Below are 15,948 nucleotides of genomic sequence, written 5' to 3' on the forward strand. Positions count from 1 at the left end.
AAACGTATAAAGCTGAATATCTTGCCTTTACGTAAATATTTTATAAGCCAAAGCTTAAGCCAACATTGTAGGCACGAGTAATTGGGTAGTTACCAACGTCGACACCAAAGCTCGTATCCGCTGCGCCACCAACGCTTGGGTCCAGACCTTTATATTTCGTGATTGTGAATAGATTGGTTGCTGTTAATGATATCCGCAGGCGACTCATATGAATCTTGTTCAGCATCGCAGCTGGTACAGTATACCCTAACGTTAGGTATTGCATACGACCATACGAGCCATTTTCGACGTAGTAGGAAGTTGCCTGTGTGTTGGTGCTGAAGTTAGAGGCCGTTTCGAAAATGGGGACGGTCGTATTCGTGTGTGTAGGTAACCAGGAATCTTTTACCCGTGCGCTGACAGCAGCTCCGGTGAAAGAGGGGTTAAAATCGGTATACCATTTCGAGTAATTGAAAATCTGCGACCCAAGTGACGCGTAAATATTCGTATTCAGGTCAAAGCCTTTGTAGCGTAATGTGACAGTAATACTACCTGTAAATTTCGGAATGGGGCTTCCCAGGAATGTTCGGTCACTATCGTCAATTTTCCCATCGCCGTTGACATCCTGATACCGGAATCGACCAGGAGCAGCGCCATCTTGTGTAGGAGCAGCAGCCACTTCCTCTTTGCTATTAAACAAGCCGATCACATTATAGCCGTAAAAAGAAGACAGTGGATGACCCGGTTGGTTGCGAATAACAGGTACACTCAACCGTTGAGAGCTGTTGCCTACCGCCGTGAAATAAGGGACTCCTGGGGCCAGAGAGGTAATATTGTTTTGTAGAAAGCCCCCAACTAACGTTACTTCATACCCTAAGTCTTTAGTGACATTACCACGGTTTGTAATTAACAGGTCAATACCCTGATTACGCATACTGGCAACGTTCGAGTAGGGAGCACTGGCCCGGTCGCCCACTACACCAGGCAGGCTAAGCTGAAACAATAGATCTCTCGTATCCTTCCGCCAGAAGTCGAGAGAGACTTCTAATTTATTATTAAAGAATGATCCATCAACACCAATGTTGGAGGTAATACTACTTTCCCATTTGGCAGCAGGGTTCCCAATCTGACTACGGTAAAAGCCCGATCCAACCGAGCCATTACTTGCGTTAATATCATAGCCGTTGGCAGCGTTAGAAGCAAACAGGTTATATTGATTGGTAGCACTCAGGAAGTTTGAGTTACCCATGATACCATATCCACCCCGAATTTTCAGGTCTGATACCCAGGGCAAATTCTTCATGAACTCTTCCGAAGAAATGCGCCAGGCGCCCGATACTGCCGGGAACACCCCGTAGCGATTGCTACTAGCAAACTGTGATGAACCATCCCGACGAACAACGCCGGTCAAAATGTATTTATCATTGAAGGTGTACCGAGCCTGGGCAAACAAAGAGAAAAATTTATTCCCCAGACCATATGAGCTACCTACTTGCCGAGTAGCACCAGGAGTGGTTGTGCTGATGGTGACGTAGTTAGGGTCTGTAGAAAATGGGTTCTGCCCCGACCCACTGATACTACGACCTGCCCCTGTATTCAGGGATTCAATACCGCCTAAGACCGCAAGGTCATGAATGCCGAACTTATGCTTATACGATGCCGTGTTCGTAAATGTCCAGGCTAATCCATAACCCGATCCTTCACTATACGTATAAGTGGTGTTATTCTCCGAGTTTTCGTACTGTACTCGTCCGTAGCTATTGTAGTAGTTGTTAAAATAGGTTCCGCCAATACTACTTTTAAGGGTTAAGTCAGGAATTACATCATATTCGAGATAGGCATTGCCAAACCCGAAAATGTTGAAATTGCCATTGTTCTTGGCCGCATCCCGGTTGGCTACGGGGTTATTGGGGTTATTAAAGCCTTTGGCAGCGGTGCCTGCATAGCCCCCAAACGAGTTATAAATCGGAATGATTGGCGCAATACGAAACGCTGTCAACACATCATTTTCATCTGTAGATGAGCTTGAGTTATTGTTCGTACCATTTCCCAACTGACTGCCTGTACTTCCCAGTACACCTGTATTAGAAATGTAGGTAAGCTGGAAGTTTTCGCCAAAACGTAATTTTTTGGTAATATCAAACTCCGTATTGGCTCGGAGTGAATACCGGGAAAAGTTATTGTACGTTACAATACCCGCCTGATTTTGCATGCCAATACTGATGTAGAATCGGCTGGCGTCGGTACCACCCGAAAAGCCCAGTGTGTGGCGAGTCAATGGAGCTACACGAGTAATGGCGCCATACCAATCAGTCCCTGCCTTATTAGAAGGAATGACGTTATAAATAGCCCCGTTGAGCGGATTTACATTGTATTTAGCTGCTTCAGCCGTTAAATCGACTTGTGAAGCAGATAGTCCCGTGCTTGTGCCGACCAAGAGATAATCAGGTAAGACGGGCGTTGGGCCTGATCCATACTGCCCGTTGGCAATACCGGTAAAGCTGTCGGGACCAACCGTGCCGCCTGCCTGATAAATATCATTTTTACGAGCTTGCCAGGCCCAATCAGCCTGTTCCTGCGGATTGAGGATCTTCGGCCCATGTCCAGGGTCAGTTACCCCATACAAACCGTCATACGTAATGCTTAATTTCTGGTTATGCCGTTGCCCTCTCTTTGTCGTGATTACAATCACACCTGAGGCAGCCCGCGCTCCATAAATAGAAGCCGCAGCCGCGTCTTTAAGCACCGTGGTACTTTCAATGTCATCGGGAGAAATGTACTGGACATTTTGGGTCGGAACCCCATCAACAACATATAAAGGTTGATTGCCTCCAAACGAGCCAAACCCCCGCACCCGAATCTGGCTGGTCGTACCAGGTTGTCCGTTCGTAATTACGGTTACACCGGCAACACGCCCCTGCAATTGCTGTTCGACGTTGGTTGAGGGAACAACTTTTAATTGGGCTGGTTTTACGGTGGAGACAGCCCCCGTTACATCGCGTCGGTTTTCAGTTGAGTAACCCGTAACGACAACTTCACTCAGTGCAGTAGCATCATCTTCAAGTTTTATCTCAATATTAGTTTGATTACCGACCGTAATCTCCTGAGTTTTTGTGCCGATTGCCGAAATCACTAAAACAGGATTACTACCCCGCACACTGATCTTAAAATTACCATTGGCATCACTGGTAGTACCGGTTTGCGTGCCTTTAAGTACAATATTTACTCCTGGAACCGGACCATCTGAACCGGTCGTTTTTCCCGTTACCTGCCGGTCCTGGGCGAAAGCGTTTAGGCTTCCCACTAGTAGGATTGCACACAGGAATACTGTCTGCAGAAACCTGTAGAAAATTGCTTGCATGAAGATTAGGATTATTTATGAATGTATGGTTGGTTTTACTAGTTTACTCAGCGAGAAAAGAGCTATGCCATCATTGATCATATTGTCCGTTAACGAATAATAGATTTCCCGGCCTTTTCGGTGTTTTTTGAGAATCTTCTTCTCATGCAGGAAGCTCAAATTGCTATACAGTACAAATTGATCAATGCTAGGTAAGTGGTTTTGCAGCGTAGGTATGCTGACTAGCCGCTCCTGAGCTAGTATACCTACAATTTGAACCCGCAATGGATGGCCAACGGCCTTCATCAGGCTGGCTAGTCGACTTATTTCGCCTTGATCAAAAAATTCCATCTTTCAGATTTTATAGACGACCGCTCCTGATTTGCAGATTGCGGTCTGATGATTAGTTACTCGCTTGATTCACTTCGTCAGTCAGATAGATTCGACCTCTATCAGCATTGTATGACCATTGAAGTTCTAAACTGCATGGGGTCATCTTGAGCCATCTTATGGCATTCAGTACGGCAGTTTATAGTTGCTAATCGCTCTTGGTAGCCTTAAGTAGGTCGGCACAAGTAGTATTAAAATAGATAGGAGCCAGTTGAGAGAGTGGTACAGCCTGAAGCCATGAAGCACACGATAGTATGGAGAAGTCTACTGCCAGCATATGTATTTTCATAAGGTAGAGAGTTGGAAAAGTGTGTGTTTCTACGCCATTTGAAGACCAGTAAAACTGATTCTCTGGGGAGGAGAAGCAGATTGCTGAGCCATCTACACTATAAGCTTTCAGGACTTTGCGAAGACAAAATTGCATGGGCCGATTCACCCTTGAAAAAAAAAGGGAATGGATGACGGAACAAGTTGGTTGGAAGTCCAGATTAGCTGGATGAGTGACTTTAGTAAAGCCTACAAATGGGGCATATTGCCGTCAAATGGGGCTTTTTATTGGTTGAACCGCGATTTGCGCCCAGGCAATCTGGCTGATTCACCAGATTTGCTCAACCAATCAGGCTTTTCTGTATTTTGAGCAAGAGGCAAGTACTGGTTTATAGTACCCAGTGCAGTATGCGATGAAGCTATTTGACTAAACCAGCTTTACAGATTAATCGGCGATTAATAAAATCAGCTATTACCAGCGTCTTGGCATTAGCCTTACTCATTATTTGGGCCGTACGGACGGCTTATTTTTCTGCAGATTTATAGAAGGGCGCCCTTTATTTACTTCCGTGCGGATAGACGATCTATTCCTGAACGTACTGTCTCGCGTCACGGCTTCATAGCGATCATAAGTAGGACCTGTATAGCGGGTAGGCACAAATGGATTGGCAGATTTTGACACCTCCCCAATATAGTAGACACCAGCATAGCCAATTTGCCTACCCAATTCAATCCGCCAATAGCTATAGTCATATCGACGTAGTTTAACAATTGTTCCTATGGGCAAATTGAACAGGTTTTCGGATTGCGAGTTTGGCTCTTTTCGGATAGGACAGATCACGCCAATTTTCCCATACCAGTTAGCCGTATCAGGTGGGGGTACTGCATTTACTAATCCATTGCTGGTCTCATTAATTGATTTGTGCGGGTAATTTCGACTTTTAAAGGTCTCAAAATCCTTTTCGAGGTATATGTAAGGAATATACCCATCTCTATTATTGTAGATGACCTTATAAAACTCACTGTCTTTCTCAATAATACTTACTACTGAATTAGCAGGGATCGTCAGTAAGGTTGTAGAGGAGATTAGGGGCTTGGCCTTCAGAGGTGCATCGGCCAATACAGACTTATTGAGAGGGTATCGAAACTGGTACCTGTTCAGGATGGTGTCGCTTTGGGCTAACCCATGCTGTGTTAGAAAAAGCAATAGAAGAACGCCTATTTTCATACGCTATTAGTCCCCACATAAAACATACCAATTCTCTCGACTACACAGGGCGTTTTTACTAAACGGCCAAGTATTTGCTACTCGTTGGGTAGAGCTTAGCTAGTCCACTATTCAGCCATCATGTTACTGCTTGGCTCAATTATTGCATAATTTGTTTACGATCATAGTTTTCAAGAAAAACTGTGAGCTCTTATGGGTTAGGTTTAAACGCTGACCTTGTTGAGGTCAGCGTTTTTAGCCGGCTATAACTAAGCACTTTCTCAAGAAAGCCCCATAGATGTAAATTAATCAGTCCCACTACTATAGTGGGACTGATTACACTACAATATAGCCGTTTTTATTGTAGGACAGGCAATTACCAGATAGTGAACCCGGCTGCTCCTCACTATTCAAAAAATTAATACTCCCTAACTTACTGACGAAAAACAGAGTTTAGGCTATTGCGGTCTAACGCTAGAAAAAGGCACCTTCGTCACTAATGTGTAGAAAGACTGATTATTGCAGAATAATCAGCTATACATCTAATAGATTTTGTATACCTATTTTTTTGAATTGGCAAGATTTTGGTGGTCTTCGTACACGACGAAACTCAACAACGATGGATAACCAGATTAATATAGACTTACTCAAGGAGTATATTAAAACCTTGATTGCTTCCGAGGTAGTATTCCCAGGCACCCTCCCTCGCCAATGGGGCAAAGAGTTTACTAAGGCTGAATTAGAAGACGTTAATATCGGCCTAAAAATGATACTCAGAATAGCTGACCCCATAACCGATAAAGCCCTTATTCGAGAGTTCAAGCGAGTCGATGAGTCGGGCGCCTATATTCACTGGTTTCTGTACAATAACTGGCGAAAAATTGTCCAGTTAATGGCCGATTATCCTTATTTAGCCACTCGTACTAAATTACCTACAGCTCCAAATCTATCCAAACAATAAGCATTCTCTATTTCTACACTAGCTTATTCAAGCCAACATAAGCGCCTTTTCTCCACAATAAATCAGCCCGAATGATCATTCGGGCTGATTTATTGTGGAGAAAATCCTTAAGAAAAATTTTTGACGTTGGATAGATAGCGAAAAGCAATAGCGTTTATCAAAAGGAAATCTTGTCGTCGAGAACCTGTTGAATAATTTCGGATACAATATAGATGTACATATAATTAAGTAGTAACATATTGATTAGGCGGCTTAGGTATTATTGTATATTATCAGCTGGGTTTACGCAATTAAATACGTATATAGAAGTACAGTTACTCGCAACATAATCCTCCCTAATACGGTTTACTACTTCTGATTCTTATACCAACTTGTTAGGTGGTCATTTTACGAAATATCGTCGCCAGAATCTCCCAATCGGTGGGTTTATTGGTCGTAGTAGCGTCGTTTGCACTGGGGCAGTCGCCCGAATCCTGGCCTTTACAACCAGGAATTTATTTTCCGCAGGCTCCTTTGCCAGGCAAGTGGCGTAAATCAGTCGGAGCCGTGTTTACAACTACTCCTCCCGAACTAACGGAAGAGGTTCGGGTAAGTGTACCCGCTGTTGATTTTAATATCCAGCGAGGTTTAACCAAACACCTTTTTTTAGCAAGTCGATTTCAGACTCAGTTTGTGCAAAGTAACCTGGGTTTGGGGTTACGCTGGGCTACTCCCTTAACCAATCGCTTGTTTTTGTCGGCGGGGTATGATGTAACAGGCTGGCTGGGTGCACTCCAGATCAAAGATGTATTTGCCAGCGAGGCCTATGGTGTCGAAACGTTTCCCAGTATATCAATGGGATATAAGCTAACGAGAGATCTCAGGCTTACTGTTAAGTCTGAGGCTATCATCGATTTATATTATCGCTCACAGGTGGGTAATCTGGCCGTCGTTTATAATCGGCGGGCGATAAATGGCTTCGCCTTCACCTTTATTCTGGAGCAGCCTTTTTATAATCAGCGGCATGTATCGGTGGGAATCCGGGCGGCTTACTCCAATTTCAACTGGCAGCTTTGGTCACTGTACGACACGTTCGACCGAAACCTGTTCTACCCACAACTTATTTTTGGCTTTATCCTGTGAAACTGACGCATTATCTACTAATAGGCTTGTTGTTTATAGTCTTCAACAGTTGTCGAAAGACATATGAAGCTATCGTGCCTTATGAATTTTCAAACATACCTGGGTCTGGGCAATTTGTGCCGTCTATTCGGCAGGCAATGGAGGGAGTCTATACGGTTTCAAATGGTGCCAGTCAATTTGGCGATCAGGCAGTTCTGAAGTGGACATACCTGTTTACGGGTACGGATACCACGCATTATTTATCCATTTTCACAGGCACAGATGCCACTTATTTTAATCTGGAAGGTACTCCTGAAGCCGATAGCCTGGTACTGAAAGGGTATTGGCGTAAACTGGTAAATGCGTCTATCGGCGAAGTAAGATTGATTCTACGGGAAAAGCACAACGGGAAATTACAACTGTTCAAAGGCAGTTTAGCGCCGGGCGATACATTGGTTGTTGACGGACTATACGGCGATAAATCAGCGGCTCTCAATAACCAACTCACGTTAACATATAACCGACCATTAAACCCAAAGCCGTTTTCCATAATGGCGCACCGAAGCGGAGGGCGAACGTCAGATTTATTACCTGCATCAGAAAATTCAGTGGAAATTATCAAGCTGGCGTCACGATTAGGAGCCACAGGTATTGAGGTCGATGTACGGTTTACCAAAGACGGTGTTCCGGTTCTATACCATGATAACACCCTGAATTTACGGCTTATTCAGAAAAATGGCCTCACCGGGCCTTTAGAAGATTATACGTATCAGCAGCTAAGTACGCTGGTCCGGCTGATTAATGGTGAGAAAATTCCAACCCTTGAAGAAGCATTGGAAACGGTTGTCAATAACACATCGCTAAATTTTGTCTGGCTCGATACCAAATACATTGGCCCGATGGATAAAGTACAGGCTATTCAGCAGAAATATCGGCAGAAGGCGCTGTTAGCTGGCCGGAACCTGCGCATTATAATTGGATTACCCACAACAGAAGCTGTAGACTCCTATAAAGCGCTGGCCAACAAGGACAACACCCCTATTTTATGCGAACTGGATACATCCATTACACGTAGTTTAGACGCACGTATCTGGGCTCCCCGCTGGACATTGGGTCCTCAGACAGATGAAGTATTGGCCATGCAGGCAGAAGGTCTGACGGTTTTTGTCTGGACGCTCGATGAGCCCGAATTTATCCGTGAGTTTATTAGTCAGAACCATTTCGATGGGATTCTTTCTAACTATTCGCCCGTAGTTGCGTATTATCATTATATCGAACAACAGTAAGCGTATGAATATCCGTTTACAAACAATAGTGTGGCTGGTTTGTCTATTCATTAGTAGCCTAACCGTTATGGCCCAACAACCGAGGGTTCGTCGGCAGCAGCGTCCGTTACCAACGTTGACCGATACAACGCGCGGGCCGTATACCTTGGTTGTATCGGCGGGTGGTGGATTATCCTATTACTCAACACACCTTGGTGTACCGGCTACGCTGGAGCAAACGCACGTTAGTCGATTTGGGGTTCCGAGTTCGCTTCGTGTGATGTGGTATCCTGACCATCGGCTACGAATGGGACTGGAAACGGGCTGGACAACCATGTACAGTTATAAAGGACAGGTAGCAGGCGACAATGCCCATGTTTATGTATCGGCCATTCCTATTTTGCTGGTGTTCTCCATGCCGCTGGCCTGGCTTAGAGGAACCGATAGAAGTCTGGTTCGTCGGCTTGCCATAACCGCCGGAACAGGTATGTATGTGAATCATTCGCGGCTCGATTATGCCGGAACGGTTTTCAGCAATACCAATAGCCTGGGCTGGATGGCTGCTGCGTCATATACTTATCCAATCGGGCGTAAGATCCGGTTGGCGGGTGAGTTAAAGTGGTTCGATGCCGTAGCGGCTGAAAACGCTGCGTTCACTGCAGAAATTCAGTTTGTATGGCGGGCATTTTCCTGGTAAACGGAAGCACGTTATGGAACAAAGTACAACAAAACGCGAAATTCTATTTTTAAGCGATACGCAGGCTCCTATGTGGGTTGAGCGCCTGGTCCTGCGGACGCATCAGAATACGAAAGCTACCCAGGCGATTTTTACAGAAATTCTACGGATTCGTCCGGCAGTACTTTATTGGCTGGGCGATATCGTCTCGCTGGGCTATCGCAACAGGAAATGGCGGATCATTGATCAGTTTTTACTCCAGTGTACTGAAGTCAGAACGGCGGTGTACGCTATTATGGGCAATCATGATGTAATGGGTCGCCCTCGTAAAGGCGCGAAGAATTTTCAACAGCGCTTCCCCGAACACATTCATACGGGCTACGTAAAAACAACCGACGAAATTACTGTGGTTATGTTGAACTCCAATTTCAGCACGCTCTCCGTAGCTGATTTAGTGACGCAACAAACCTGGTATGAACAAACATTAACCGAACTGGATAATGATCCTGCCGTGAAGGTGGTTATCGTTACCTGTCACCATGCCCCTTACTCGAATAGTAAATTAGTCGGTTCGTCGAAATTAGTGCAGCAGCGGTTTGTTCCACCTTATGTCAAATCGCAGAAAGCGCGGTTGTTTATTACCGGTCACTCGCATGCCTTTGAGCGCTACGAATTTGAGGGCAAAACGTTTCTGGTGATTGGTGGTGGAGGTGGTCTTCGCCAGCCACTCAATACGTCTCCCAGCCGGTTGCCCGATCTGGCATTGACCTATAAGCCAATGTTTCATTACCTCGCCGTAAAGCGCGAAGGAGACGGGCTCGTATTGACCTCCTATTGCCTGAAAAGTGATTTTTCTGGTTTTTCTGTGGGCTACCAATTCGAGATACCAGCCGAAGTATCAGCATGATAACGGCGGTATTAACCAGACAGTTATTCCTCCGTCACCGCCCCTGCGCCCAAGGCTGAAAATAGCGTTTGCCAATACTGCGTTACGGCTGGGTTATTTTCTTTGATTGACGCATTTGGCTCAAACGGCAATATCATCGAAATGTCGGGGCTACCAATGGTATAGCGTTTAAGCTGTTCGACGTCAACTTTGGCCCAGTCGTCGGCCTGGGCATTGTCTTTGGGGGGCTTCACCTGAAAGTCGCGCCGGGTAGCACCTTTTACACTTTCGATCATGTCGCTGAGGTAATACACTTTCACAGTGGCTCCGGTCTCGTTCGCCTTCGCAATAACGGGTAGGCTGGCCCAAATATCTGTTTCCTGATTCGATGCACCTGTATTTTGTGCAGCCAACTGCTGGAATACGCGTTGCCGAATTTGCGCTTTCTCGCGAGTCAGGGATAAGGTAAACTCCGTTTCAGCGGCTTCGCGATCAGTGGGACTAGCGGCAGACACATCGTCCATTTCCGAACGAACGGTCAGGCTCAACGCACGGGCTTTGGAGGTGTTTTCATGGATGAAATACACATCTAGTTTATCGCCTTTCTGCCGGATATTCTGTTCGATAATATCGGTTAGCGCCTTCTGGTATTTTTGAGCGATGAAGGCTTTATTGACATTCACACTACGGGTTTTATCCAGAAAAATCAGTGTATAAACGGGTCCGTCGGTGAGGGTTTTTGCCTTATCACCAGTACCGGAACAGGAAACGAGTAGTGTTAGAAAGAAGCAACCAATAAGTGTATGTTTCATGAGGTCTCAATACGCTAGCTTACCAGATTTTTTCTGATTGGAGCACCTGATTCTTATAATGTCGACAGTAGCTGATTCCGTAACACACTGTCGGCGGGGGCTTTATGATTCCAGTAATCAAGCTGACTTGTTTTCTTTAAAACGGCCCTTGAGGTCAGAAGGTTATCTTTTGTGTCGTAGGTTTCTTCCCAACCGACAATTTTATGAGGGAACAATTTCTCAAAAATAATAATCAGCGTCCGGTCATCAGTAGGGTATTCGATCGTGTAAGACTTAAGGTACATACCCGGAAACAATACACCTTCATACTCCGCCAGCGTGGCTTTGGCCGCTAACGGTTGAAGCGATTTATGCCGTAGTCGAGCAGCCATTGTACCCGGAATTAACTGAATTTCACCAGTAGGTAATTTATCCGGATTTAGCCGGATCCGGTTCCAGAGTTCATCCTCGAACATCGCTTTGGCAATGGTATAATTTTCGTCAGCCTCTTTCTCATAATATGACTTTCCGCTCACCTGATAGCCGTTGTTACGGTAATTGGCCTGAAGATAACTATGTCCATCCCACTCCTGATCAGAAAGGCTGACTTTCAGCGTGTTCGGGAATAACGGGTTGTTAATTGGCGTAAAAACTGATGTAAGCAGGGAGTACTCGTAGACACCCGTCGAAAACTTTTTCGAGCTGGTTGTTTTCAATACGGGAAGTGCGTTGTCCTTGCTTTCGGCTTTCACCTGCTTATCGGTCCGAAAATCTTCGCTCATGAAGATCAGCATAGCTTCGCCAGCATTCAAAGCACCATTCTTTGCCTGTTTGAGCTGGTACTTATTGAGTTCGGCCTTGCCCGAAAACCAATAGCTGGTAAACGCAGCCGACAGTGTATCGGCAGGCTTTGGTTTCGGATCGGGCTGTTTCTGAAAAATGGTCGCTTTTTTCACGAAGGCAAACACAACGGCAAGCACCAGAACAATCAGTAAGAAATTTTTGGTAACGATCTGTTTCATAATAGGCTTGTTTCGGCCACGCGTGCTACAAAAGTCCGACCGTTTCGCTTATCTTACAACTGTTTATCGAACGAACTACCTAATCATGATACAACCTTTCGCTCGGCTCCTCTTTATTTTTCATTTTTCATTTGCCATTCTTCACTCCCTTTCCGCTCAGGTCGAAAAGTCACCGCCACGTCATGAAGGTGATGGGCCGTTTGGGAGACTTATCATCCGGGGTGTAACCTTAATTAATAGTACAGGAGCGCCCCCAGTTGGACCCATTGACATTGTTGTAGAGAAAAATCGGATTACACAGATCCGTCAGGTGGGCTATCCCGGCGTTCCAATTGATGTGAGAGGTCGGCCCAAAGCTGAGCCCGGCGACAAAGAACTGTACTGCGAAGGCATGTACCTGATGCCAGGTTTTGTGGATATGCACGGCCACATTGGTGGGCAAGCGCAGGGCGCTAACGCCGAATACGTATTTAAACTCTGGCTTGGGCATGGCATCACGACGATTCGTGACCCATCGTGTGGCAATGGCCTCGACTGGGTACTCGAACACCGGGCAAAAAGCGAACGAAACGAAATTACAGCGCCACGGATTAAAGCCTACACGGTATTTGGGCAGGGAGCAAAGGAGCCGATTAGCACTCCCGAACAGGCACGAGCCTGGGTGCAGCTGAATGCCAAACGCGGTGCCGATGGCATTAAATTCTTTGGTGCAGAACCGAACATATTCCGGGCAGCTCTGGAAGAAAATAAGAAGCTTGGGTTGCGTTCGGCTTGTCACCACGCCCAGTTGGAGGTGGCTCGCATGAATGCCCTGGCCACGGCTAAAGCAGGTCTGACCTCACTCGAACATTGGTATGGACTTCCCGAAGCTCTTTTCGAAGATAAAACGGTTCAAAACTATCCGGTTTCCTACAACTACAGCAACGAGCAAAATCGTTTTGAGGAAGCCGGTAACCTCTGGCAGCAAGCCGCTAAACCTGGCTCCGACCGCTGGAATAAGGTAATGGACGAGCTCATTGCGCTGGATTTCACGCTTGATCCAACCTTTAATATTTACGAAGCCAATCGCGAGCTAATGCTGGCCCGACGCGCCGAATGGCATGAAGAGTATACGATGCCGAGCTTATGGCGATTTTATGGACCGAGCCGTATTTCGCACGGCTCGTACTGGCAATCGTGGGGAACCGAGCAGGAGGTGGCCTGGAAAAAGAACTACCAACTCTGGATGGCGTTCATCAACGATTATAAAAATCGGGGTGGACGTGTAACGGCGGGGTCAGATTCTGGATTCATCTATCAACTGTACGGGTTTGCTTACATCCGCGAACTTGAACTCCTGCGTGAAGCCGGTTTTCACCCGCTCGAAGTAATCAGGGCCGCTACTCTGAAAGGAGCCGAAGCACTCGGTATGGCCGATCAGATTGGTTCGGTAGAAGTAGGCAAACTGGCCGACTTTGTAATTGTCGATCAGAACCCGCTGGCAAATCTAAAAGTACTTTACGGAACAGGAGCCATTCATCTTAATGAGAAGAATGAAGTGGAACGCGTAGGTGGTGTTACCTATACGGTGAAAGATGGTATTGTTTACGACGCAAAAAAACTACTGGCCGACGTTCGGAAGATGGTAGCCGATGCGAAACAGAAAGAAAATTTCGAGATTACCCAACCCGGCGTTCCTGCCAAAGCGGGGCAAGTCGGCGGAGGTAAGAACGAATAAAGTTTACTGCTGTTTGTTCATCAGTTCTGGCGTGAGAATAAGCCCCTCCTGCGGTTCTCGCAGGAGAATGCTTTTCTCGTTGATCAGGTTTTTTAGCGATTCATCGGCAAGCGTATCCAGCAATCTATATTTGAGTTGGAACGTCTTACTCCGATTCGGCGACTGGGTCCACTTCATAATCTTGCAGTGGCAATTAGCGTTTTCGGGCGTGTTGATAATTTCTTCGAGCGAGCCTCCTTCGCCCTGCTTGATAAACACATTTCGGATACCAATCATATCGTTGCTTTTTCCTGTGTCAAAACTCCAGGTTGTGGCAATGCTGGTGAGGTGGCCTTTGCCTTTATCCAGCCGTAGCAGGGCATGAATTGGCGATTCTACATTACTCGTATTGTTTTTTACTCGCGAATAAATGGAAACAAGCGAAGGGGATTCAAATTGTACGTAGCCCGTATGGTCGATGTTGGCACCGTGTCGATAAAACGTAAAATAGCCGTCTTTGTAGATTATCTCAACAAGATTATTGGCGACCTGATGGTACCGGTTAGGGTCATTACCCCTTGCCTGGGGTGCCCCCGTATAATATAGCCAAATGCCTGATAAGCTGTCAACCTCAGCCTGTGTGGGCTGGTATGGGAGAATATTCAGATCTTTCCGAAGAGTGGACCACTCCGTTCGTTCGGTGAACCAATTAACACTGACAACGACCAGAATGGCAAGAAGACTGAGCAGACTAACGAGCCAGACGGTCTTCTGTTTTTTGAACGAAGCATTTAGTCGAATGCTTGTTGCAGCTAATTCCTGCTGACAGGCTACTAACTGCTGACGAAGTGCTTCCTGCTCATCTTTCAGTAAGGTTAGGGATGTATCTGACCCCTCGACGAGATTAGAATCCTGCGGATTTTGCTCGAATCCTTTACGTCCAACCCCATACAGATAAATGTAACTGGCATCGATTAGAAACGAGCGGGGATGGGCGACCAGCTGATTGTAGGCATCCTTCAGCTGAACACCCGTTATGTCGTACTTCCGGTGAGGATAATCGAGTTGCTTGGGATTTGGATCGGGCGGATAAGGATCATGTTCCAGTTGAGGAGCCGTATTGGGTAATTCATTACTGATAACACTGAGTGTTTTGGCGACCTCTTCGTAGTTTTTTGGATTCGTATTCCGTACGATTCGTTGACCAGTAGCGAGTTGATACTTCTTGATTACCTGTTCAAGTAAGTACGCAATCTCCTCCTTGCCCGTCTTAAGTTTCATGTAAACGACTTGTTGTGAGCGATTTATGAGAATTTATTAATTCTTATAAAATTTCCTAAAGATACCAGTTCATTTATAAACTAGGTGAGGCAATTTATATATGATGAACAGGTGAAGCAATAGGATATATTTGAGAATCGATCTACATACCTTTGGTCGTACAGGCAAAACTAGCAACGTTTTCTGCTAACCGTATATGGCATATTTTTTCCGTCTTCTCTTCTGTATCAGTTTACAAATCCTGTCTTTATCAGCCTTTAGTGCGCAGGTAGATTCGCTCGATATTCCGAGTGCGGTGATGAAGAAAAACCTGCGGGCGGCAGTTGTATTACCCGAATCGTACCGGTCAACGGAAAAGAGCAAAACGAAGTATCCGGTTCTGTATCTGCTTCATGGTGGCTATGGTCATTTTAACGACTGGATCACCAAAACACCCGATAAAACGCTCCTACATCGCTTGGCTGATCAGTATAATCTCATCATTGTGATGCCAGAAGGCGAAATCTTTAGCTATTATCTGGACAGCCCAGTCATTAAGGATAGCCAGTTCGAGACGTATTTAACCAAAGAAGTCATTGACAAAATAGACAGGACGTATCGTACGGTTAGCTCCAGTAAAGGCCGGGTTATTACGGGGCTGTCGATGGGTGGGTATGGGTCGTTGTATCTGGCCACACGCCACCCCGATCTCTATTGCGCGGCTGGAAGCATGAGTGGTGCCCTGAATCTGGAAATGGCTAGCTGGAAACTCCCGCCCGATATGGCCAAGAATATAAAAGGAGAATTTGAGAAAATTTTAGGCTCTATCGAGCAATCGCCCGATAACTATGGAGCTTACTCGGTCGTGAATATGGCAGACAAAATGAAAACCAATGGCCTGAAGTTGGTGATTGATTGTGGCGTCGATGATTTTCTGATTGAACCCAATCGAGAACTCCACCGTCGACTGGTTTTCAATCAAACCCCGCATGATTACAGCGAACGTCCGGGTGGTCACAGTTGGGAGTACTGGCAAAACTCCCTGCCTAATCACGTCTTATTTTTTAACAAGGTCCTGAAAGCGAACGGGACTACTGTTCAATAGAC

General features: G+C 45.9%; 14 protein-coding genes. 8 read left to right on the top strand and 6 right to left on the bottom strand.

Annotated elements, in window-relative coordinates:
* Window positions 1–40 precede the first annotated feature (40 nt).
* A complete protein-coding gene (locus GO755_RS19260) occupies window positions 41–3,340 on the bottom strand; it encodes a SusC/RagA family TonB-linked outer membrane protein (RefSeq protein WP_157586935.1) in 3,300 nt (1,099 codons plus the stop codon).
* A gap of 15 nt (window positions 3,341–3,355) precedes the next feature.
* Window positions 3,356–3,670, bottom strand: coding sequence for an ArsR/SmtB family transcription factor (locus GO755_RS19265; protein WP_157586936.1), 315 nt, complete (start codon window positions 3,668–3,670; stop codon window positions 3,356–3,358).
* A gap of 493 nt (window positions 3,671–4,163) precedes the next feature.
* Here GO755_RS19265 and GO755_RS19270 point away from each other — a divergent pair, with 493 nt between their 5' ends.
* Complete coding sequence (locus GO755_RS19270; RefSeq protein ID WP_157586937.1) at window positions 4,164–4,346, top strand: hypothetical protein; 183 nt, start codon at window positions 4,164–4,166, stop codon at window positions 4,344–4,346.
* A 132-nt stretch (window positions 4,347–4,478) separates the two neighbouring features.
* Here the strand turns inward: GO755_RS19270 and GO755_RS19275 are convergent, their stop codons facing one another.
* Window positions 4,479–5,204: an SH3 domain-containing protein gene (locus GO755_RS19275; protein WP_157586938.1), complete on the bottom strand. Its 726-nt coding sequence runs from the start codon at window positions 5,202–5,204 to the stop codon at window positions 4,479–4,481.
* Between the two features lie 598 nt (window positions 5,205–5,802).
* Here GO755_RS19275 and GO755_RS19280 point away from each other — a divergent pair.
* The 5 genes from GO755_RS19280 (at window position 5,803) to GO755_RS19300 (ending at window position 10,093) form a co-directional block, all read left to right on the top strand.
* The gene (locus tag GO755_RS19280) at window positions 5,803–6,144 is read left to right on the top strand and encodes a hypothetical protein (protein ID WP_157586939.1); all 342 of its coding nucleotides are present in this window, start codon (window positions 5,803–5,805) and stop codon (window positions 6,142–6,144) included.
* Between the two features lie 378 nt (window positions 6,145–6,522).
* Window positions 6,523–7,266: a hypothetical protein gene (locus GO755_RS19285; protein ID WP_317165907.1), complete on the top strand. Its 744-nt coding sequence runs from the start codon at window positions 6,523–6,525 to the stop codon at window positions 7,264–7,266.
* A complete protein-coding gene (locus tag GO755_RS19290; RefSeq protein WP_394351035.1) occupies window positions 7,263–8,531 on the top strand; it encodes a glycerophosphodiester phosphodiesterase family protein in 1,269 nt (422 codons plus the stop codon). The genes GO755_RS19285 and GO755_RS19290 overlap by 4 nt, the downstream gene beginning before the upstream one ends.
* A gap of 4 nt (window positions 8,532–8,535) precedes the next feature.
* On the top strand, window positions 8,536–9,207 hold the full coding sequence (locus GO755_RS19295; RefSeq protein WP_157586940.1) for a hypothetical protein: 672 nt from the start codon (window positions 8,536–8,538) through the stop codon (window positions 9,205–9,207).
* Window positions 9,208–9,220: 13 nt separating this feature from the next.
* Complete coding sequence (locus GO755_RS19300; protein ID WP_157586941.1) at window positions 9,221–10,093, top strand: metallophosphoesterase family protein; 873 nt, start codon at window positions 9,221–9,223, stop codon at window positions 10,091–10,093.
* Window positions 10,094–10,116: 23 nt separating this feature from the next.
* Here GO755_RS19300 and GO755_RS19305 read toward each other — a convergent pair whose 3' ends face one another.
* Together GO755_RS19305 and GO755_RS19310 are read right to left on the bottom strand one after the other, a co-directional pair.
* A complete protein-coding gene (locus GO755_RS19305) occupies window positions 10,117–10,884 on the bottom strand; it encodes a hypothetical protein (RefSeq protein ID WP_157586942.1) in 768 nt (255 codons plus the stop codon).
* 53 nt (window positions 10,885–10,937) lie between these two features.
* Entirely contained in the window at window positions 10,938–11,885 is a 948-nt protein-coding gene (locus GO755_RS19310; RefSeq protein ID WP_157586943.1) for a hypothetical protein, read from the bottom strand.
* 85 nt (window positions 11,886–11,970) lie between these two features.
* Here GO755_RS19310 and GO755_RS19315 point away from each other — a divergent pair, with 85 nt between their 5' ends.
* Window positions 11,971–13,602: an amidohydrolase family protein gene (locus tag GO755_RS19315; protein ID WP_157586944.1), complete on the top strand. Its 1,632-nt coding sequence runs from the start codon at window positions 11,971–11,973 to the stop codon at window positions 13,600–13,602.
* 3 nt (window positions 13,603–13,605) lie between these two features.
* Here the strand turns inward: GO755_RS19315 and GO755_RS19320 are convergent, their stop codons facing one another.
* Window positions 13,606–14,862, bottom strand: a complete 1,257-nt coding sequence (locus GO755_RS19320) for a hypothetical protein (protein WP_157586945.1) — start codon at window positions 14,860–14,862, stop codon at window positions 13,606–13,608.
* Between the two features lie 196 nt (window positions 14,863–15,058).
* Between GO755_RS19320 and GO755_RS19325 the strand changes: the two genes are divergently transcribed.
* Complete coding sequence (locus GO755_RS19325; RefSeq protein WP_157586946.1) at window positions 15,059–15,946, top strand: alpha/beta hydrolase; 888 nt, start codon at window positions 15,059–15,061, stop codon at window positions 15,944–15,946.
* The last annotated feature ends 2 nt before the right edge of the window (window positions 15,947–15,948 follow it).

Source organism: Spirosoma arboris (genome assembly GCF_009754945.1).
Lineage (GTDB): Bacteria > Bacteroidota > Bacteroidia > Cytophagales > Spirosomataceae > Spirosoma > Spirosoma arboris.

Coding starts and splice junctions, on each gene's coding strand:
- GO755_RS19300 (WP_157586941.1), top strand. CDS start 9,221: ATGGAACAAAGTACAACAAAACGCGAAATTCTATTTTTAAGCGATACG.
- GO755_RS19295 (WP_157586940.1), top strand. CDS start 8,536: ATGAATATCCGTTTACAAACAATAGTGTGGCTGGTTTGTCTATTCATT.
- GO755_RS19260 (WP_157586935.1), bottom strand. CDS start 3,340: ATGCAAGCAATTTTCTACAGGTTTCTGCAGACAGTATTCCTGTGTGCA.
- GO755_RS19305 (WP_157586942.1), bottom strand. CDS start 10,884: ATGAAACATACACTTATTGGTTGCTTCTTTCTAACACTACTCGTTTCC.
- GO755_RS19280 (WP_157586939.1), top strand. CDS start 5,803: ATGGATAACCAGATTAATATAGACTTACTCAAGGAGTATATTAAAACC.
- GO755_RS19265 (WP_157586936.1), bottom strand. CDS start 3,670: ATGGAATTTTTTGATCAAGGCGAAATAAGTCGACTAGCCAGCCTGATG.
- GO755_RS19315 (WP_157586944.1), top strand. CDS start 11,971: ATGATACAACCTTTCGCTCGGCTCCTCTTTATTTTTCATTTTTCATTT.
- GO755_RS19275 (WP_157586938.1), bottom strand. CDS start 5,204: ATGAAAATAGGCGTTCTTCTATTGCTTTTTCTAACACAGCATGGGTTA.
- GO755_RS19310 (WP_157586943.1), bottom strand. CDS start 11,885: ATGAAACAGATCGTTACCAAAAATTTCTTACTGATTGTTCTGGTGCTT.
- GO755_RS19325 (WP_157586946.1), top strand. CDS start 15,059: ATGGCATATTTTTTCCGTCTTCTCTTCTGTATCAGTTTACAAATCCTG.
- GO755_RS19270 (WP_157586937.1), top strand. CDS start 4,164: ATGGATGACGGAACAAGTTGGTTGGAAGTCCAGATTAGCTGGATGAGT.
- GO755_RS19320 (WP_157586945.1), bottom strand. CDS start 14,862: ATGAAACTTAAGACGGGCAAGGAGGAGATTGCGTACTTACTTGAACAG.